This window comes from Micromonospora sp. URMC 103, from assembly GCF_051386435.1.
Lineage (GTDB): Bacteria > Actinomycetota > Actinomycetes > Mycobacteriales > Micromonosporaceae > Micromonospora.
Window position 1 is genome coordinate 58,738 of sequence record NZ_JBPQTR010000003.1, and the last position, 18,898, is coordinate 77,635.

Here is an 18,898-nt window from a genome sequence, read left to right on the forward strand (position 1 = left end):
ATCACAATGGCACCCCGGCGGCGCCCCGCCGGTGCGCCGTCGAGGCGATAGCATCCCGTCCCGGAGCCGACACGATACGGAGGCTGTCGATGTCCCGGCCGACGACGCGGCCGTTCCTGGCGGCTCTGAGCGCCGTGGTGCTGGCCGGCGCACCTGCCCCGCTCCCAGCGCCGACCGGGATGGGCACGGCGACCGACCCCGGCGTGCCGGCCCGGGTCACGGCGCTCGGCGGGGTCGCAGCACCGGCCACGTCCGGAACGGCGGGCGGGCCGGTCGGCGTGCCGGCGCGACGCCCCGTCCTGTCGGCCCGGAACGCCCGGGCGACGCCCGGCTGTTCCAGCGTGCCGGCCCAAGCCCGGACCGTCACGGCGACGCCCTGGCCGCAACAGCGGTACGCCCCCGAACGGCTGGCGCCGCTCGCCACCGGGGCTGGTGTGACGGTGGCGGTCGTCGACTCCGGAGTCGACCGGAAGCATCCGCAGCTCGTCGGGCGGGTGCGCGACGGCACGGACCTGCTGGACGACGGCGGTGACGGCACCCGGGACTGCGCCGGCCACGGCACCGGCGTGGCGAGCATCATCGCCGCGGCGGCGCGACCGGGCGTCGCATTCCGCGGTCTGGCGCCGGACGCCCGGATCCTGCCGGTGCGGGTCAGCGAGCAGCAGGTGGTGGAGGGCCGGGAGTCGGGGCGTACCGTCGGCGCCGCCGAATTCGCCCGGGCCATCCGGTGGGCGGTGGACGAGGGCGCCGACGTGCTGAACCTCTCCGTCGTGCTCTACGCGGACGACCCGGCCGTACGAGCCGCGGTCGACTACGCCGTGACGCGGGACGTCGTGGTGGTGGCCGCCGCCGGCAACCTGTACGAGAGCGGGAATCCCCGCCCCTACCCGGCCGCGTACGACGGGGTGCTCGGTGTCGGTGCGATCACCGCGGCGGGCACCCGGGCTCCCTTCTCCCAGACCGGCCCGTACGTCGATCTGGTGGCCCCCGGCAGCGACGTGCTCATGGCCGCGCCCGGTCAGGGTCACCAGCGCGCCGAGGGGACCAGCTACGCCACGCCCTTCGTCGCCGCCACCGCGGCGCTGCTGCGGCAGTACCGCCCCGAGCTGACGGCCGCCCAGGTGGCCGAGCGCATCACGGCCAGCGCCGACCCGGCGCCGGGCGGCGGGTACGGGGCGGGCGTGCTCAACCCCTACCGCGCGGTCACCGAGACCACCGGCGGCGCGACCGGCCGAACCCGCCCGGTGGCCGCCCTCGCCGACGAGCGGGCCGACCCGGCGCGGCTGGCGCAGCGGGCCCGGCGGACGGCCGCCCGGGACCGCGCGTTCGTCGTGGCGGCGGCTGCCGGTGGCGTCGTCGTCGTGGTCACGCTTGTCGCGCTGGTGCTGCCGCGAGGTGCCCGCCGGCGCTGGCGGCCGGGCGACGCCGACTGACCCGGCGGCGACGCCGGCCCGGGACAGGTCGGCGCCGCCGTCGGCGTGGCTCGCCGCAGGGCCCGGTCGCGGCCGTGCGTCCCGCGGCCGCGCGGTCACTGGAACAGGCCGACGTTCTTCTTCTCGGTGTCGAGATAGTCGGCCGCGGAGTCGTCCACCGCGAGCTTGATGTCGCGCAACATGGCCTGCAGGTCCTGCGAGGCGGCACGCCACCGCGACTGCCGCTGCTCGTACGCCTGCCGGGCCTCGCCCGTCCAGCCGGCCACCAGCGGCGCGGCGTCGCGTTCCAGTTGGCCGAGCTGCGAGTCGAGCGTGTTCAACGCCTTCTGGATGTCCGCGCCGGCCTGTTGCAGCGCGGCGAAGTTGACGACCAGTACACCGTGGTCCACCTGCGGAATCCCTCCCCTGGATCGGATCGGTCAGAGCGGAAGCTGGATGCCGCCGCGGTTGGTGCCGGAGACGCGGCTGGCCGCCTCCGTGTCGGAGGCGTCGTACTGCCTCCCGGCGGTGCGGATCGCGCCGGCGGTCTCCCGCAGGGCTCGTTGCAGGGCCGCCTGGTCCTGGGCCCACTGCTGCTTGACCTGCTCGAAGGACCGCCCGCCGGCGCCGCGCCAGGCCTGCTGCAACACCTCCAGCTCGGCCATCAGGCTGCTGAGCATCGACTGCAGCGACCCGTCGACCTGCTCGAACTTCGCGGCGGTCTGCTGCATCACCGCGGCTTCTGCCTGGGTCTGGGACACTCCGGACCTCACCTCGTCTCCTCGATCGTGGCTGGCCGTCGGCGCGCCCGTCCTGCGGGACGCGCCGCTCACGCCCCCGAACGTCGCGCACCTCGGGGCGCGGGGGTCAGCGGAACTCGTGGCTGACGGTAGCCGTCCGGTAGCTCTTCTGCTACCCCGGTCCGTTTCCCTGTGGACAACGCCGCCACCATCGATCGCCTACGATGTGCGGCGGTGACGTGGCGGCGAGTGACGGCGGGGAGACGCGATGACGGCGACGAGCACCGTCGACCCGCCCCGTCCGGTCCCCGGTGACGCTCAGGCGGGCGGTCACGCCGGCCGCATCGCGCGCACCGCGGCGCCGCCGTCGCGGCTCGTCGCGGCCCGCCGGCCGGCCCGCGTCCGGGCCGGTCAGGTCGTCACCGCGCAGGTCGCGGTGGCGCTGCCCGTCGCCGCCGCCGGCCGGGGCGCCGGGTCGCTGGCGTGCGCCCTGCTGGCGGCCGCGCCGCTGCTGACCCTGGCGTGGGGACGTGTGCGGGGGCCGGTGGCTCTTCGAGTGGTCGGGGACCGCGCTGGCGCACCTCACCCGCCGCCGCGCCCTGCCGGCGGGCGCGGGGGACGCGGCGCTGCTCGACCTGGTCGACCCGGGGGCCGTGGTCCGCTCCGCGGACCTCGCGGGCGGGCCGGCCGCCGTGCTGGACGACGCGACCGGCGTCACCGCCCTGCTCGAGGTCGGCGATCCGGGTGAGCTGATCGGTGACACCCTCCGCACGCTGCCCGCCCCGGCGACGCTGCTGGCGGCGGGCACGCCGGACGGCCCACCGGTGCGTGTCCAGCTCGTGCTCTCCGTCTCGCCCGCGCCCGCCGCCGCGGTGGGCGGTGCGGTGGGCACGTCGTACCGGCAGCTGACCGACGGCCGGCTGGCCGCGTGGGAGCGGGCGGTCCTCGCGGTCCGGGTGCTACGGGTCGACGGCTGGTCGCCGGAGGAGCTGCGCCGGGTCCTCGCCGGCACGCTGCGCCGGATCGTCCGGCGCCTGCGGCCGCTCGGCGTACGCCCGCTCGGTGTGGCGGCGACACTGCGCGTGCTCGCCGAGCTGGCCCACCACGACGCCGCGCCGCTGCGGGAACACTGGGCGAGCATGCGTTCCGGAGGGCTGGTCCAGGCCACCTTCGCGCTGGGCCTGCGCGGCGACGGCGCGCGCCGGCTCCTGCCCCGGCTGCTCACGCTGCCCACGACCGCCACGACGGTGGCGCTCTGCGCGGGCCCCGGCACCGGCGCCCTGCCGACCGTGCGCCTCGCGGCCGGCTCGCCCGGGGCCCTGTCGCTGGCGGCCCGGGCGCTGCACGCACTGGTCGACGGGCTGGGCGGGGAGGTCCACCGGCTGGACGGCGCCCACGCGCACGGTCTCGCCGCGACGCTGCCGCTGGCGCTCGTGGGGCCGCAGCCCGGCGGTCAGGTGGCGGCGGAGGCACCGGAGCTGCGCCTCGGCGGCGCCGGGTTGATGCTCGGTACGAACCGGCACGGCGCCGCGCTGAGCGTCCGCCTGTTCCGGCCGGAGGGCACCCGGTCGCTGCTGGTCGGCGGGGTGCGCCTCGCCCAGCTGGTGATGCTGCGGGCCATGGCGCTCGGCGCCGAGGTGGTGGTGCGGACCGCCCGGCCCCGCGCCTGGGAGCCGTTCGTCCGGGGGGTGGGGGCGCCCGGCGGGACGCTACCGCTGCTTCCTCCGGGCCGACCGCTGCCGGAGGTGGCGGCCACACCGCTGCGTCCGCTGCTGGTCGTGGTCGACGTGGGCCCGGTCCGGGCCGACGCGGAGCCGGGCCCGCCCTGGGTGTCGACCCTCGTCGTCCGCGACGAGCTGACCCCGTCCGACGTGGACGCGCTGAGCCGCGCCGACCTCGCGGTGCTGCAACCTCTGGCCGCCCGGGAGGCCGCGCTCGCCGGCGCCGCACTGGGGCTCGGTGACTCCGCGGAGTGGCTGACCCGGGTCCGGGACGACATGGCGGCCGTCGTCAACCGGCGGGCGCTGCGGTGGGCGCTACTCGCCCTCACCCCCGTGGAGGCGCAGCTCGTCGGCCGCCCGTCCCGCCACTGACGGTCAGGGACGGGCGCCTGCGGGTGACCCGCCGCGAACACCGGCGTATCCGTCGACTGGCACGGGTTCCGTCGCTCGACCGGTCGTGGCACGATCCCCGGAATGGATTTCCTGAAGGGCCTGCTGATCCGGCTCGTCACCACGGCGATCGCCTTCTGGTTGGCCACTCTGATCATTCCGGGCATCCGCCTGGAGTCCGATTCGACCGTCCAGACGGTCATCACGCTGATCCTCGTGGCCGCCATCTTCGGTGTGGTCAACGCGGTGCTCCAGCCCATCATCAAGACCGTGGGCTGCGGCCTGTACCTGCTGACCCTCGGCCTCATCGCGCTCGTGGTCAACGGGCTGCTCTTCCTGCTCACGAGCTGGATCGCCGGCGAGGCCGGGCTACCGTTCCACGTGGACGGGTTCTGGCCGGCCGCCGTGCTCGGCGCGCTCTTCGTCGGCATCGTCACCTGGGTGCTCGGCGCGATCCTCGACCGCGACTGACCGCACCCGCATGGGCCGGCGCCGGCCGACGACCAACATCCGGGAATTGGTCGGCGCGGTCCGCGGGTCGCGGGACTAGCGTGGCGACGTGTTCACCGTGACCCGCGCCGACGGCTACCTGCTCACCACCGATCCCGGCCGGCTCGACCTGGCCCGTGTGCACCACTGGTTGAGCACCGACGCGTACTGGGCGATCGGGCGGGAGCGGGAAACGGTGGAGCACTCCTTCGCGGGCTCGATCCCGTTCGGCGTCTACCGCCCGGGAGACGGCCGCCAGGTAGCGGTCGCCCGGGTGGTCACCGACCGGGCAACCTTTGCGTGGCTGTGCGACGTCTACGTCGACCCGGCCGAGCGGGGGCGCGGGCTCGGCACCTGGCTCGCCGCGTCCGTCCGCGACCACCTCGCCGACCTGGGCGTACGCCGGATCGTGCTGGCCACGAACGACGCGCACGGGGTGTACGCGAAGGTCGGCTTCACGCCGGTGCATCCGGAGCGGTGGATGGAGCTCGACGAGCGTCCCGGCCGGGTGACGCCCGTCACCGGAAAGGAACAAAGCCCCGGAACACCCCTTACGGTGGAGGCGTGACACCGCTCCGTCTGGGATATTTGTACGGCTTCGGCGCGTACCTGCTCTGGGGTTTCTTCCCGATCTACCTCAAGCTGCTGCGGCCGGCCGGACCGCTGGAGATCCTGGCCCACCGGATCGTCTGGTCGGTGGCCTTCGTGGCGCTGCTGCTCGCCGCGATGCGCAACGTCGGTTTCCTGCGGGCGCTCGCCCGCCGTCCCCGGGCGCTGGCCGGGATCGCGGTCGCCGCCGCGCTCATCGCCGTCAACTGGGGCACCTACATCTACGGTGTCAACTCGGACCGGGTGGTGGAGACGGCGCTCGGCTACTTCATCAACCCGCTGGTCGTCGTGCTGCTCGGGGTGACGGTGCTGCGCGAGCGGCTCCGGCCCGCGCAGTGGGCGGCGCTGGGCGTCGGCGGTCTCGCCGTCGCGGTGCTCACCATCGACTACGGACGGCTGCCGTACCTGGCGTTGACCCTCGCGCTCAGCTTCGGCGGATACGGCCTGGTCAAGAAGCGGCTCGCGCTGCCCGCCGCGGAGGGACTCTTCGTCGAGTCGGCGGTGCTCGCGCTGCCCGCGCTGGGCTACCTCGGCTGGCTCGCGGCCGACGGCGACGCCACCTTCGGTCACGTCTCGGCCGGGCACACCGCCCTGCTGGTGCTGGCCGGTGCGGCCACCGCGATCCCGCTGCTGCTCTTCGCGGGCGCCGCCAACCGGCTGCCGCTCACCAGTCTCGGCATGATCCAGTACCTGGCGCCGATCCTCCAGCTCGGCTGCGGCGTGCTCCTCTTCCACGAGCCGATGCCGCCGGCCCGGCTGGCCGGGTTCGCGCTGGTCTGGCTCGCGCTGATCGTCTTCACGGCGGACGCCGTGCGTCACACCCGCCGCACCCGGGCCGCCGCCCGCAGCCAGAGCCCCGACCCGGCCCTGGCCACGCACTGAGCCGCGCCCCCTTCAGGGGACGTCGTAGCTCAGGACGGGCGTGCCGTCGGCGCGCAGCAGCTCCAGGCGGACCAGTTCCGCGTCGGTGAACCGGGTCGCGCCGGTGAACCGGACGTCGTCGCCGGGCGCGGCCAGCCAGGAGCCGATCTGCTCGGTGGCGCCGTCCGGGCCGTGCGCCACCAGCCGGAAGGTGTACGCCTTGCGGTAGCCGGTGCGCGACTCGTACCCGCAGTGCATGGTCACCTCGGTGCCCCAGTCGGTGCCGGTGAGCCCGATCTCGGCGTGCACCGGCACCGTGCCGGCGACCGGACGCATGGCGACCATCCGCACGGACTCGGCGGGCGGGCTGGCCTCCCGCGGCAGCACGACCGCCGAGCCGACGCCCACCACCAGGGCGAGTCCCGCCGCGGCGAGAGCGGTGAGCGCGTACCGGCGGCGGCCCGCCGAGCGCTCGCGGCGTCGGCGGTCGCGGGCCGCGTCGAGCAGCGTGGGCAGTGCGGGACCGGACGTGGGCACGAGGAACTGCTCCAGCCCGGCCGGGTCGAGCCGGCCGAGCAGCCCGGGCAGCACGGCGATCTCGGCGACCGCCTCGCGGCACTCGGCGCAGCCGGCGAGGTGCCGCTCGTACGCGGCCCGCTCGGCGGGGGCGAGCGCGCCCAGCACGTACGCGCCGTCGTCGTGCGCGAACTCGCACCGGGTCATCCCGTCACCCCCATCTCCGCCAGGACCAACCGTAGTGAGCGCAGCGCGTAGTGCGTCCGTGACTTGACGGTGCCCGGTGGCACCCCCAACCGGGACGCCGCCTCGGTCACCGACCGTCCCTGGTAGAAGCACTCGATGAGCACCTCGCGGTGGGTCGGGCTGAGCCGGTTCAGCGCCTCGGCGACCGTCCACGCCTCGACCGCCCGCTCGGCCTCGTCCACCACCTCCGGCGGCTCTGGCAGCTCGTCGGTGAACACCTCGCCCACTCGCGTCGACCGCCGCCGCCAGGCGTCGATGGCCAGGTTGCGGGCGGTCGTAAAGAGCCACGCGCGGACGGAGCCGCGCCGCGGGTCGAGCGCCTCGGGGTGCCGCCAGGCCCGCAGGAGGGTCTCCTGCACGAGGTCCTCGGCGCGCTGCCGGTCGCCGTTGACCAGCCGCAGGGCGTGCGCGTACAGCGCCTCCGCGTGCTCGTCGTGCAGCGCGCGGAGCAGTTGGGCGTCGTGGTCGGTGATGGCGCTCTCCTCGCTTTCGGCGCGAGTCCGGCGGTGCGTTCGCCGATGAATACGTGCGGTCACCCCGATCGGTTCAGCCCGAGGTCAGCCGGGGTTTCCAATCGACCGTTCGGACGAGGTGTTCACGCCTGGTTCACATCGACGCCGACGATCGCTCACCACGTGCTCCTAGCGTCCGGCGGGTACGCACGCGCCGGGACCATCGTCCCGCGTGCCACCGGATTCCCGTCAGGAAGGCATCCCCCATGAGCGACCGTCCCCGGCTGCTCCCGCTGCTGAGCGCCACCCGGCACGGCAGCCGTGACGCCATGACCTGTCTCTACCGCTGCGGCAACGCCTGCGACCACCCGGTCCCGAACACCTCGGACAATGCGTACTTCGGCGACGTGGTGGACGCGGAGGTCTCGCGGCGCGGCGTCGTCCGGGCCGGTGCGGTCGGCGCGCTCGTGCTCGGCTTCGGAGGCGCGGCGGCCGGCGCGCTGGCCGGTGCGGCCCCCGCCTCGGCCGCCCCCGCGACGCCGGTGGTGCCCGAGGCCGCCGGGTTCGGGCGCCCGACGCGGGGCGTCGGCAACGGCGCGCTGACCTTCAAGCCGATCCCGCCGAACAAGCTCGACACGCTCGTGGTGCCGAACGGGTACGACCACGCCGTCGTCATCAAGTGGGGCGACCCGGTCGTGCCGGGCGCGCCGGAGTTCGACCTGCACAGGCAGACCGCCGCCGCGCAGTCGAAGCAGTTCGGCTACAACAACGACTTCGTCGGCGTGCTGCCGCTCGACAAGCAGGGTCGGCGGGCGCTGCTCGTGGTCAACCACGAGTACACCAACGAGGACCTCATGTTTCCCGGCTTCCCGGGCCTGGACAACCTCTCGGTGGAGCAGCTCCGGGTCGCGATGGCCGCGCACGGCATGTCGGTCGTGGAGCTGGAGCGGGTCGACGGCACGGGCCAGTGGCGGCCCGTCGGCAACGGCCGGCGGCCGTACAACCGGCGGGTCACCGCCCTCGCCACCAAGTTCGACCTGACCGGCCCGGCGGCCGGCTCGGCCTGGTTGAAGACCGCGGCCGACCCCAAGGGCCGCACGGTCGTCGGCACGCTGAACAACTGCTCCGGCGGCGTGACCCCGTGGGGCACCGTGCTCTCCGGCGAGGAGAACTTCAACCAGTACTTCGTCGGCGCGGACGGCGCACCGGCGGACCTGAAGCCGAAGCTGGAGCGCTACGGCATCCCCACCACGACCCGCTACCCGAGCGGCAGCCGCAGGTGGGAGCGGGCGGACGAGCGCTTCGACCTGGCCAAGCACCCCAACGAGGCGCACCGCTTCGGCTGGGTCGTGGAGATCGACCCATTCGACCCGGAGAGCCGCCCGCGCAAGCACACGGCGCTGGGCCGGCTCAAGCACGAGGGCGCGAACGTCATCGTCGCGGAGGACGGCCACGTGGTCGCGTACATGGGCGACGACGAGCGGTTCGACTACCTGTACAAGTTCGTGTCGGACAAGAAGTTCATAAAGGGCAACTCCTGGACGGCCCGCAAGCACAACCTCACGCTGCTGGAGTCCGGCACCCTCTACGTCGCGAAGCTTGACCAGACGAGCGCCGGGGAGATCGACGGCTCGGGCACGCTCCCCTCGGACGGGGCGTTCAACGGCCGCGGCCGCTGGATCAAGCTGGTGAGCGGCAACCGCTCGTACGTCGAGGGCATGACCGCCGCGGACGTGCTCACCTTCACCCGGCTGGCCGGCGACAAGGTCGGCGCCACCAAGATGGACCGGCCCGAGGACGTCGAGCCGAGCCAGCTCACCGGCAAGGTGTACGTGGCCCTGACCAACAACACCGACCGGGGCAAGGCCGGGAAGGCCGCCGCCGACGAGGCGAACCCGCGCAACGGCAACAAGCACGGGCAGATCCTCGAGCTGGTGGAGGACCGCCGCGACCACACCGCCGACGCGTTCACCTGGTCGCTGCCGATCGTCTGCGGCGACCCCACCGACCCGTCGACCTACTTCGGCGGGTACGACAAGACCAGGGTCTCCCCGATCTCCTGCCCGGACAACGTCGCGTTCGACGCCACCGGCAACCTCTGGATCTCCACCGACGGCAACGCGCTGGGCAGCAACGACGGCCTGTTCGCGACCGCCCTCGAGGGCCCGGAGCGGGGTCACCTCAAGCAGTTCCTGACGGTGCCGCTCGGCGCCGAGACCTGCGGCCCGTTCATCACCGGCGACAACCGCTCGGTCTTCGTGGCCGTGCAGCACCCGGGTGAGATCACCGGTGCCTCGGTCGAGCAGCCCGCCTCCACCTGGCCCGACGGCGACTTCGCCAAGCCGGGCGTGGTGGTCACCTGGCGTCTCGACGGCGGCCCGGTCGGCAGCTGACGTTCCTCCGGCGGTTCGACGCTGGACCGCCGCCGCGGGGCCCTCTCCCATCCGGGGGGAGGGCCCCGCGGCGTACGGGCTCAGTGGTCGGCCGCGATGCTGTCGGCGACCGCCCGGGCCGCCGTGAGCAGCTTGGCCCGGACGACGCGGGCCGAGGTCATCATCTCGCTGGCCGGCAGCGCGCAGGCGAGCACCACGCGGCGCTCCATGTCCTTGTCGGGGCTGACAAGCACGGCGGCGCAGGCCACCCCCTGCCGGAACTGCCCCAGCTCCAGCTGCATGCCACGCCGGTCGCCGGCGGCCAGGTCGGCCTCGAACGTCTCGGGGCTCGTGAGCGTGGCGCTCGTGAACGGGCGCATGCCGTACTCCCGCAGGTAGCGGAAGCGTTGCTCGGCCGTGAGCGTGGCGAGCAGGCTCTTGCCGAGCGCCGTCGCGTGTGCCCCCTCGTCGAAGCCGGGGACCAGGTCCTCCAGGTACGGCGAGCGGGGGCCCTCGGCGACCGCGGTGACCGCCACCTGGCCGCCGACGAACCGGCCGAGGTAGTGGCTGTAGCCGGTGTCGGTGGCGGCCCGTCGCAGGCTCTCCCCGACCGCGGGCGGCCCGCGGAACGCGGTCACCAGCTCCCGGTAACGGTCGGCGACCTCCAGTCCCACGATGTACGTGCCGTCCTCACGGCGGATCACGTAGCCCTCGTACGCCAGCGTGCGCACCAGGTGGTAGGTGGTGGCGACGGTCAGCTCGCACCGCCGGGCGATCTGCTTGACGGTGAGCCCCTTCGGGGCACGACCGACCGACTCGAGCACTCGTAAGGCGCGGGAGACGCTGCGGATCAGATCCGAAGGTTCCGCCAGGGGGTCGCGCACAACCACCTCCGCCGCCGGGGACTTACACCATATGAAATCCAGAGCCGGTCCGAAACGCCTGTTCGGGTCGAGGATGCCAGATCGTCCTCGACGGTTCGTGCACCGACGGACACGATCCGTGCTCCACCGGCGGCTGGCGTAGGTTTGCGGAACGATGACCGACACCGCCACCACCCCCGCCGCCGACACCACCCGCGCGCGACCGGTGCGCGCCAGCGCGAGCGCCATCGCCGTCACGATCGCCTGCGTCCTGCCGGTGTTCCTGGTCGGTGGTCTCGCCGTCCAGCTCGGCGACGACCTCGGCTTCTCCCCCGCCGGGCTCGGCCTCGCCGTGTCGCTCTACTTCGGCGTGGGCGCCCTGGCCTCGGTGCCGTCCGGCGCCCTCGCCGAGCGGTACGGTCCGGCTGTCGTGGCCCGCGCCGGCGTCCTGCTCTCCGCCGCCTGCCTCCTCGCCGTGGCCGGGCTGGCCCGCTCGTACCCCGTCCTGCTCGGGCTGCTCGCGGCCGGCGGCGTCGCGAACGCCCTCGGCCAGCTCGCGAGCAACGCCGCCCTGGCCCGGCACGTGCCGCCGCACCGGCAGGGGCTCTCGTTCGGGGTCAAGCAGGCGGCCATCCCGGTGTCCACGCTGCTCGCCGGCGCCGCAGTGCCGACCATCGCCCTCACCGCCGGGTGGCGCTGGGCGTTCGTGGCCGCCGCCGGCGCGGCGCTGGCCACGCTGCCCGCCGTACCGCGGCGCGAGGCCCGGCCGGCGCGCCGGGCGGGGGGCTCGCGGGCCAGCCGGGGCACCGGTCCGCTGGTCGTCATCGGCGTGGCCGCGACGCTGGCCGCGGGCGCCGCCAACGCGTTGGGCACCTTCGTGGTCGACGCGGCCGTGGGACGGGGGCTCGCGCCGGGGCTGGCCGGCCTCACGCTGACCCTCGGCAGCGCCGTCTGCGTGCTGGCGCGGGTCGGTTCCGGGTGGCTCGCCGACCGGCGGTCCGGCGGGCACGTGGCCGTCATCGCCGGAATGCTGCTGGTCGGCGCGGCCGGGCTCGGGCTGCTCGCGGTGGCCGGGCCGGTGCCCCTGGTGGCCGGCGTGGTGCTCGGTTTCGGTCTCGGCTGGGCCTGGCCGGGGCTCATGAACTTCGCGGTGGTCCGGCTGCACCCGCAGGCCCCGGCCGCCGCCACCTCGATCACCCAGACCGGGGTGTACGCCGGCGGCTGCCTCGGCCCGCTCGGCCTCGGCACGGTCGCCGCGCGGGCCGGCTACCCGGCGATGTGGACGACGGCGGCACTCTCGATGCTCCTGGCCGCCGCCCTCATGCTGACCGGCAGCCGCCTCCTGACCCGCCCCTGACCGGCGTCCCTCCGGTCTGACCTGCGCCGACCCCGGCGTCGACCCTCTTGATCAAGAGGTTTGCGTCAGCGCAGGGCGGATTCCTGACGCAAACCTCTTGATCATCAGGCGGAGCCCCCCCGGGGGGTGGAGCGGGGTGGGTTAGCTGGTGCGGTCGGCGATGTAGTCGCAGAGGGATTCCAGCGCGCGGCGCGCCGGGTTCGGCGGCAGCGGCGCCAGCTGGGAGCGGGCCTCCTCGGCGTAGCTGCGGACGGTCTCCCGCGCCCGCTTGAGGGCCGGGCTCTCCCGCAGCAGACCGAGCGCCTCGGCGTGCAGGTCGTCGTCGGTCACGGCGCCCGCCGCGAGGATCTCGCGCAGCCGTACGGACGCCGCGTCGGAGTCGTCACCGGCCTGGGCGTAGAGCACCGGCAGGGTCGGCACGCCCTCGCGCAGGTCGGTGCCGGGCGTCTTGCCCGACTGGGCCGACTCGCTGGCGATGTCCAGCAGGTCGTCGGAGAGCTGGAACGCGACGCCGATCGTCTCGCCGTAGCCCTGCAGCGCCTCGACGTGCTCCGGCGACGCGCCGCCGAACATGCCGCCGAACCGTGCCGACGTGGCGATCAGCGAGCCGGTCTTGCCGGCGATCACCTGGAGGTAGTGCGCCACCGGGTCCTCGCCGGGACGCGGGCCGACGGTCTCGGCGATCTGGCCGTGCACCAGCCGGGAGAACGTGCGCGCCTGCAGGCGTACGGCTTCGGTGCCGAGGTCGGCCGCGATGTCGGCGGCCCGCGCGAAGAGGTAGTCACCGACCAGGATGGCCACCGAGTTGGTCCACCGGGAGTTGGCGCTCGGGGCGCCCCGGCGGACGGCCGCCTCGTCCATGACGTCGTCGTGGTAGAGCGTCGCCAGGTGGGTGAGCTCCATCACCACGGCGGCGGGCACGACCTGGGCGTTCGTCGGGTCGCCGAACTGCGCGCCGAGGGCCACCAGCAGCGGCCGGAACCGCTTGCCACCGGCCTCGACGAGATGCCGGGCGGCCTCGGTGACGAGCGGGTCGGCGCTGGCCACGCTGCCGCGCAGCTCGACCTCGACCCCGTCGAGGACGGCCAGCACGGAGGCTTCGAGGCGGGGATCGGCGAGGTAGAGACCGAGCGCCTCGAACTGACCCGTGTGCTGCCGGCTCCGACGGCCGCCGGAGCCGGTGGCACCTGTACGTTCGCCAGCAGGATTCACCACGCCTCAACCATGCCACACCCGTTCGACCTGCCCCGGGCGGGGGATACGTGCCGGCCACCGCCGACACGCTCCGATCGAGCGGGGCGGATACGCCGGAGGGCCGGCACGCCCAAGGCGTACCGGCCCCCGTCGACCCGGAACCGTCATCTGACGAATTCGGCGGCTCCCGTCGCCAGGTCCAGCAGCGGGGCCGGGGCCACACCGAGGACCAGGGTGGCCACCACCCCGATCATCAGCGCGGCCGAGGTGAGCGCGCCCGGCACGGCCACGGTCGGCGTCGACTCGCCCGGCTCCGACAGCCACATCATCACCACGACCCGCAGGTACGGGAAGGCCAGCACCATGCTGGTCAGCACACCGGCGACCACCAGCCATGCCCGACCCTCGGCCAGCGCCGGGCCGAACACCGCGAACTTGCTGGTGAAGCCGCTGGTCAGCGGGATGCCGGCGAAGGCCAGCAGGATGAACGTGAACAGCGAGGCGTAGAACGGCGACCGCCGGCCCAGCCCCGCCCAGCGGGACAGGTGCGTGGCCTCCCCGTCGCCGTCCCGGACGAGGGTCACCACGGCGAACGCGGCGAGCACCGAGAAGCCGTACGCCACGAGGTAGAACATCGTGCCGGAGAGCCCGTCCTGCGACGGGGCGAGCACGCCCACGAGCAGGTAGCCGGCGTTCGCGATCGACGAGTACGCCAGCAGCCGCTTGATGTCGGTCTGGGTGACCGCCAGCACCGCGCCGACGAGCATGGTGAGCACCGCCACGACGCCGAGCACCGGGGTGAAATCCCAGCTCGCGCCGGCGAAGGCCACGTGGAAGACGCGGAGCAGGGCGCCGAACGCGGCGACCTTCGTGCACGCCGCCATGAAGCCGGTGATCGGCGTGGGAGCGCCCTGGTAGACGTCCGGCGTCCACACGTGGAACGGCGCCGCGGCCGCCTTGAACAGCAGGCCGATGGCGAGCAGCGCCATCCCGGCGAACAGCAGCACCCGACTGGCCGGCGACTCGCCGACCGCCGCGTTGATGGTGGCGAAGTCGACCCCGGCCGACCGGCCCGGGACACCGGAGGTGAAACCGTAGATCAGCGCCACGCCGAACAGGAAGAACGCCGAGGCGTACGCCCCGAGCATGAAGTACTTCAGGGCCGCCTCCTGGCTGAGCAGCCGCCGGCGGCGGGCCAGCGCGCAGAGCAGGTACAGCGGCAGCGAGAAGACCTCGAGCGCGATGAACATGGTGAGCAGGTCGTTCGCCGCCACGAAGATCAGCATGCCGCCGATCGCGAACGTGGCCAGCGGGTAGACCTCGGTGGCGCCGCCCGCGCTCTCGGCCTGCCGCCGGTCGTCGACCGACTCGGCGGTGACCGCGGCCTGGGCGACGAACGCCCCGCCGCGCTCCACCGCGCGCTCGCCGATGAGCAGCAGCGCCATCGCGGCCAGCACCAGGATCGCGCCCTGGAGGAAGAGCGTGGGACCGTCCACGGCGATCGCCGAGCCGGCGGTCAGCAGCCGGTCGTCGGCGTTGAGCACCACCATGGTGAGCGCCACGAGCACCGCGAGCAGCGCCAGCGAGAGCTGGACGAGGTGGCGCGAACGCCGCGGCACGAAGGCCTCGACGAGCACCCCGATCAGCGCGGCGCCCAACATGATGAGGATGGGCGCGAGCGCCGCGTAGTCGATCGACGGCAGCTTGAGCTCACTCACTGTACCGACCTTCCGTTCGCGACTGCGGGGCTCACTCGCTCCGCTCGTTCACTCCTCGCGCTCACCGGCTGGCCTCCTGGACTGTGGTGCCCACCGACGGGGCGGGGTCGGTCTTGCCCATGTCGTCCATGGTCGCCTGGACGGCGGGGTTGATCACGTCGGTGACCGGCTTCGGGTAGAAGCCGAGCAGCACGATCAGCGCGATCAGTGGCGCGACCACGACCTTCTCGCGCAGGTTCAGGTCACGGCGCATCCCGTCGACCTCGGTGAGCGCCGGGTTGACCGTGCCCTGGGTGGTGCGCTGCACCATCCACAGCACGTACGCGGCGGCCAGGATGATGCCCACGGTGGCGATCACGGCGACCGGCTTGTTCACCGTGAAGGAGCCGATCAGCACCAGGAACTCGGAGACGAACGGCGCGGTGCCGGGCAGCGCCAGGGAGGCGAGACCGGCGAAGAAGAGCACGCCCGCCAGCACCGGGACCAGCTTGCCGGCCCCGCCGAAGTCGGTGATGAGCGCCGAGCCGCGCCGCGCGATCAGCATGCCCACCACCAGGAACAGCAGGCCGGTGGCGAGGCCGTGGTTGACCATGTAGAGAACGGCCCCGGTGCCGGCCTGGGTGGTGAAGGCGAAGATGCCGACGCCGATGAAGCCGAAGTGCGCGATCGAGGTGTACGACACCAGCCGCTTCAGGTCGTTCTGGCCGACCGCCAGCAGCGCGGCGTAGATGATGCCGATGAGCCCGAGCGCCAGCGCCCACGGCGCGAACCACTTGGCCGCGTCCGGGAACAGCGGCAGGCAGTACCGCAGGATGCCGAACGTGCCCACCTTGTCGAGCACGCCCACGAGCAGCGCGGCCGCGCCGGCCGGCGCCGCGCCACCGGCGTCCGGCAGCCAGGTGTGGAACGGGAAGAACGGCGCCTTGATCGCGAAGGCGAGGAAGAAGCCGAGGAAGAGCCAGCGCTCGGTGCCGGTGGAGATGTCCACCTGGGAGAGCGCCTGCCAGTCGAAGGTCTTTCCGCCGACCACCCAGAGGCCGATCACCGCGGCGAGCATGAAGAGCCCGCCCACCAGGGAGTAGAGGAAGAACTTGACAGCCGCGTACTGCCGCTGGTGGCCGCCGTAGCTGCCGATGAGGAAGTACATCGGCACCAGCATGACCTCGAAGAACACGTAGAAGAGGAACACGTCGGCGGCCGCGAAGACGCCGATCATCGTGCACTCGAGGACGAGCAGCAGCGCGAAGTAGACCGGCACCGACCGCTTCGACGACTCGGCGTCGTGCCAGGACGCCAGGATCACGAGCGGCACCAGCACCGCGATCAGCATCAGCATGACCAGCGCGATGCCGTCGGCCGCGAACGTGAAGTGGACGCCCCAGTTCGGGATCCAGGGGTACGACTCGCGGAACTGGAAGCGGTCACCGCCGACCTGGAAGGTGATCCACATCAGCACCGAGAGCACCAGCACGAGCAGCGACCAGACGAACGCCACCTGCTTGGCCAGCTCCGGCCGGTGGCGCGGCACGAGGGCCACCACAAGGGCACCCACCAGCGGCGCCACGGTCAGCACCGAGAGGAACGGGAAGTTGGACATTATGCGGCCTTACCTCCGTCGTCACTGCGTGGTCCGCCGGCGGGGGCGGCCGGGAAGAGGTCGATCACGCCAGCCACCCCGCCTGTACGGCCAGGAACGCCGCCACCACGAGCAGCGCGCCGGTCAGGATCGAGGTCGCGTACGACCGGACGAAGCCGGTCTGCAGCCGCCGGAGCCGGCCCGAGCCTCCGCCGACCGCGGCGGCCATGCCGTTGACCAGCCCGTCGACGCCCCGGTTGTCGAGGAAGACCAGCGCCCGGGTGAGGAAGATGCCCGGCTTCTCGAAGACCGCCTCGTTGAAGGCGTCCGTGTAGAGGTTGCGGCGGGCCGCGGTGACGACCACGCCGGCCGGCTGCGGCGCGGTGGCCGTGCCACCCCGGAACAGGAACCAGGCCAGGCCGGCGCCGAGCACGGTGACCGCCAGCGACAGCGTGGTGATGACTCCGTGCGACAGGACCGCCTCGTGCCCCTCCTCCTGACCGCCCAGGCCTGCGGTGGCCTCCAGCCAGTCCGGCACGGAGGTGGAGAGCAGGAAGCCCGCCCCGACCGAGCCGATCGCCAGCAGGATCAGCGGGATGGTCATGAGGGCCGGCGACTCGTGCGGGTGCTCGATGTCCTCCGTCCACCGCTTCGGCCCGTGGAAGGTCAGCACGAAGAGGCGGGTCATGTAGAACGCGGTGAGCCCGGCGCCGACCAGCGCGGCCCCGCCGAAGATCCAGGCCGTCCAGTCGTCCCGCTCGAACGCGGCCACGATGATCGGCTCCTTCGAGAAGAAGCCGGAGAACGGGAACATGCCGATGATGGCGAGCCAGCCCATCATGAACGTGAGCCAGGTGACCTTCATGTACTTCGAGAGCCCGCCGAAGCGGCGGATGTCGACCTGGTCGTGCATGCCGTGCATGACCGAGCCGGCGCCGAGGAACATGTTGGCCTTGAAGAAGCCGTGGGCCAGCAGGTGCACGATGGCCAGCGCGTACGCCGCCCCGCCGAGGCCGACGCCGAGGAACATGTAGCCGATCTGGCTCACCGTAGACCAGGCGAGGACGCGCTTGATGTCGTCCTTGGCCGCGCCGATGATGCAGCCGATCAGCAGGGTCAGCGCACCGACGCTGACCACCACGAGCTGGAGCGTCGTGTTGGCCGAGAAGATCGGGTTCGACCGGGCGATCAGATAGACGCCCGCGGTGACCATGGTGGCCGCGTGGATGAGCGCCGACACGGGAGTCGGGCCCTCCATCGCGTCCGGCAGCCACGCCTGGAGCGGGAACTGGCCCGACTTGCCGGTCGCGCCGAGCAGCAGGAGCAGGCCGAGCACCAGCACGGTGGCCTCGGTGAGCCCGCCGACGCCGGAGAAGACCTCGTCGTACTGGGTGGTGCCGAGCGTCGCGAACATGATGAAGATCGCGATGGCCAGGCCGGCGTCACCGACCCGGTTCATGAGGAACGCCTTCTTGCCGGCCGTGGCGGCGCTCGGCCGCTCGTACCAGAAGGAGATCAGCAGGTACGACGCCAGACCGACGCCCTCCCAGCCGACGTAGAGCATCACGTAGTTGTTGCCGAGCACCAGCAGCAGCATGGCGGCGACGAACAGGTTGAAGTAGGCGAAGAACCGCCGACGACCCCCGTCGTGCGCCATGTACTCGACCGCGTACAGGTGGATCAGGAAACCCACCCCGGTGATCAGCAGGACGAAGACGGCGGCCAGCGGGTCGAAGAGCAGCCCGAAGTCCACCCGCAGGCCGCCGACCGCGATGAAGTCCCACAGGCTCAGCTCGACGGACTTGTTCTCCAGCCCCCGGAGCGAAAAGAACGAGGTGAGGCCGAGCACGAACGACGCGCCGATCGCGGCCACCCCGAGCCAGTGCCCCCAGCGGTCGGCCCGCCGGCCGAGCAGCAGCAGGATCGCCGCGCTGACCAGCGGGATCGCCACCAGCAGCCAGACGCTGCCGAGCAGCCCGTCCGCCGCCGCGTAGGTGACGGCCCCCGCCGGCTCCGCCGGGGCGTTCGTCAGAATCTCTCCCACCGCAGGCCCCTCTTAGTACTTGAGCAGGTTGGCGTCGTCGACGCTCGCCGAACGCCGGGTCCGGAAGATCGCCATGATGATGGCGAGCCCGACCACGACCTCGGCCGCGGCCACCACCATCACGAAGAACGCCATGATCTGGCCGTTGAGGTCACCGTTGATCCGGCTGAAGGTGACCAGCGCCAGGTTGGCCGCGTTGAGCATCAGCTCGACGCACATGAACAGCACGATCGCGTTGCGACGGATGAGCACCCCGGACGCGCCGATGGTGAACAGCACCGCCGCGAGGACGAGGTAGTAGTCAGGAGTCATGCTCAGCCAACCTTTCGTTCGCGACT

At 73.1% G+C, this 18,898-nt stretch carries 16 protein-coding genes and 1 pseudogene; 7 read left to right on the forward strand and 10 right to left on the reverse strand.

Annotation, left to right across the window (positions count from 1 at the left end; all coding sequences use genetic code 11):
- Positions 1 to 89 precede the first annotated feature (89 nt).
- Complete coding sequence (mycP, locus tag ACSNOA_RS00660; protein WP_436655122.1) at positions 90 to 1,433, forward strand: type VII secretion-associated serine protease mycosin; 1,344 nt, start codon at positions 90 to 92, stop codon at positions 1,431 to 1,433.
- A 95-nt stretch (positions 1,434 to 1,528) separates the two neighbouring features.
- On the opposite strand, the gene ACSNOA_RS00665 is transcribed toward mycP, so the two are convergent.
- Positions 1,529 to 1,822 (reverse strand): WXG100 family type VII secretion target, encoded by a 294-nt coding sequence (locus ACSNOA_RS00665; protein WP_436655124.1) that lies wholly within the window; start codon positions 1,820 to 1,822, stop codon positions 1,529 to 1,531.
- 30 nt (positions 1,823 to 1,852) lie between these two features.
- On the reverse strand, positions 1,853 to 2,173 hold the full coding sequence (locus tag ACSNOA_RS00670; protein ID WP_436656162.1) for a WXG100 family type VII secretion target: 321 nt from the start codon (positions 2,171 to 2,173) through the stop codon (positions 1,853 to 1,855).
- Positions 2,174 to 2,420: 247 nt separating this feature from the next.
- Between ACSNOA_RS00670 and eccE the strand changes: the two are divergent.
- The 4 genes and pseudogenes from eccE to rarD all read left to right on the forward strand — a co-directional run bounded on the left by eccE (position 2,421) and on the right by rarD (position 6,243).
- A pseudogene (gene eccE, locus ACSNOA_RS00675) lies at positions 2,421 to 4,245 on the forward strand (type VII secretion protein EccE).
- Between the two features lie 102 nt (positions 4,246 to 4,347).
- The gene (locus ACSNOA_RS00680) at positions 4,348 to 4,734 is read left to right on the forward strand and encodes a phage holin family protein (protein WP_436655126.1); all 387 of its coding nucleotides are present in this window, start codon (positions 4,348 to 4,350) and stop codon (positions 4,732 to 4,734) included.
- An 88-nt stretch (positions 4,735 to 4,822) separates the two neighbouring features.
- On the forward strand, positions 4,823 to 5,320 hold the full coding sequence (locus ACSNOA_RS00685) for a GNAT family N-acetyltransferase (protein WP_436655128.1): 498 nt from the start codon (positions 4,823 to 4,825) through the stop codon (positions 5,318 to 5,320).
- Entirely contained in the window at positions 5,317 to 6,243 is a 927-nt protein-coding gene (gene rarD, locus ACSNOA_RS00690; protein WP_436655130.1) for an EamA family transporter RarD, read from the forward strand. Before ACSNOA_RS00685 ends, rarD begins: the two co-directional genes overlap by 4 nt.
- Positions 6,244 to 6,255: 12 nt before the next feature.
- Here the strand turns inward: rarD and ACSNOA_RS00695 are convergent, their stop codons facing one another.
- The gene (locus ACSNOA_RS00695; protein ID WP_436655132.1) at positions 6,256 to 6,945 is read right to left on the reverse strand and encodes an anti-sigma factor family protein; all 690 of its coding nucleotides are present in this window, start codon (positions 6,943 to 6,945) and stop codon (positions 6,256 to 6,258) included.
- Complete coding sequence (locus ACSNOA_RS00700) at positions 6,942 to 7,457, reverse strand: sigma-70 family RNA polymerase sigma factor (RefSeq protein WP_436656164.1); 516 nt, start codon at positions 7,455 to 7,457, stop codon at positions 6,942 to 6,944. Before ACSNOA_RS00700 ends, ACSNOA_RS00695 begins: the two co-directional genes overlap by 4 nt.
- A gap of 245 nt (positions 7,458 to 7,702) precedes the next feature.
- Here ACSNOA_RS00700 and ACSNOA_RS00705 point away from each other — a divergent pair, with 245 nt between their 5' ends.
- Positions 7,703 to 9,829, forward strand: coding sequence for a PhoX family protein (locus ACSNOA_RS00705; RefSeq protein WP_436655134.1), 2,127 nt, complete (start codon positions 7,703 to 7,705; stop codon positions 9,827 to 9,829).
- Positions 9,830 to 9,909: 80 nt separating this feature from the next.
- Here the strand turns inward: ACSNOA_RS00705 and ACSNOA_RS00710 are convergent, their stop codons facing one another.
- The gene (locus tag ACSNOA_RS00710) at positions 9,910 to 10,692 is read right to left on the reverse strand and encodes an IclR family transcriptional regulator (RefSeq protein ID WP_436655136.1); all 783 of its coding nucleotides are present in this window, start codon (positions 10,690 to 10,692) and stop codon (positions 9,910 to 9,912) included.
- 154 nt (positions 10,693 to 10,846) lie between these two features.
- On the opposite strand from ACSNOA_RS00710, the gene ACSNOA_RS00715 reads away from it, so the two are divergent.
- Positions 10,847 to 12,028 carry an MFS transporter gene (locus ACSNOA_RS00715; RefSeq protein ID WP_436655137.1) on the forward strand — a complete coding sequence of 394 codons (1,182 nt, stop codon included), beginning with the start codon at positions 10,847 to 10,849 and terminating at the stop codon, positions 12,026 to 12,028.
- Positions 12,029 to 12,169: 141 nt separating this feature from the next.
- Here the strand turns inward: ACSNOA_RS00715 and ACSNOA_RS00720 are convergent, their stop codons facing one another.
- From ACSNOA_RS00720 to nuoK, 5 genes are all read right to left on the reverse strand, one after another.
- Positions 12,170 to 13,243 (reverse strand): polyprenyl synthetase family protein, encoded by a 1,074-nt coding sequence (locus tag ACSNOA_RS00720; RefSeq protein WP_436655139.1) that lies wholly within the window; start codon positions 13,241 to 13,243, stop codon positions 12,170 to 12,172.
- Positions 13,244 to 13,386: 143 nt separating this feature from the next.
- Positions 13,387 to 14,940 carry an NADH-quinone oxidoreductase subunit NuoN gene (gene nuoN, locus ACSNOA_RS00725; protein WP_436655141.1) on the reverse strand — a complete coding sequence of 518 codons (1,554 nt, stop codon included), beginning with the start codon at positions 14,938 to 14,940 and terminating at the stop codon, positions 13,387 to 13,389.
- Between the two features lie 61 nt (positions 14,941 to 15,001).
- On the reverse strand, positions 15,002 to 16,537 hold the full coding sequence (locus tag ACSNOA_RS00730; protein ID WP_436655143.1) for an NADH-quinone oxidoreductase subunit M: 1,536 nt from the start codon (positions 16,535 to 16,537) through the stop codon (positions 15,002 to 15,004).
- A gap of 64 nt (positions 16,538 to 16,601) precedes the next feature.
- Positions 16,602 to 18,560: an NADH-quinone oxidoreductase subunit L gene (nuoL, locus tag ACSNOA_RS00735; protein ID WP_436655145.1), complete on the reverse strand. Its 1,959-nt coding sequence runs from the start codon at positions 18,558 to 18,560 to the stop codon at positions 16,602 to 16,604.
- Positions 18,561 to 18,572: 12 nt separating this feature from the next.
- Entirely contained in the window at positions 18,573 to 18,872 is a 300-nt protein-coding gene (gene nuoK / locus ACSNOA_RS00740) for an NADH-quinone oxidoreductase subunit NuoK (RefSeq protein WP_436655147.1), read from the reverse strand.
- Positions 18,873 to 18,898 lie beyond the last annotated feature (26 nt).

Excerpts from the sequence above, each read along its gene's own strand:
- ACSNOA_RS00730 (WP_436655143.1), bottom strand. The coding sequence starts at position 16,537 with ATGTCCAACTTCCCGTTCCTCTCGGTGCTGACCGTGGCGCCGCTGGTG.
- ACSNOA_RS00680 (WP_436655126.1), top strand. The coding sequence starts at position 4,348 with ATGGATTTCCTGAAGGGCCTGCTGATCCGGCTCGTCACCACGGCGATC.
- nuoK (WP_436655147.1), bottom strand. The coding sequence starts at position 18,872 with ATGACTCCTGACTACTACCTCGTCCTCGCGGCGGTGCTGTTCACCATC.
- ACSNOA_RS00695 (WP_436655132.1), bottom strand. The coding sequence starts at position 6,945 with ATGACCCGGTGCGAGTTCGCGCACGACGACGGCGCGTACGTGCTGGGC.
- ACSNOA_RS00715 (WP_436655137.1), top strand. The coding sequence starts at position 10,847 with ATGACCGACACCGCCACCACCCCCGCCGCCGACACCACCCGCGCGCGA.
- mycP (WP_436655122.1), top strand. The coding sequence starts at position 90 with ATGTCCCGGCCGACGACGCGGCCGTTCCTGGCGGCTCTGAGCGCCGTG.
- ACSNOA_RS00705 (WP_436655134.1), top strand. The coding sequence starts at position 7,703 with ATGAGCGACCGTCCCCGGCTGCTCCCGCTGCTGAGCGCCACCCGGCAC.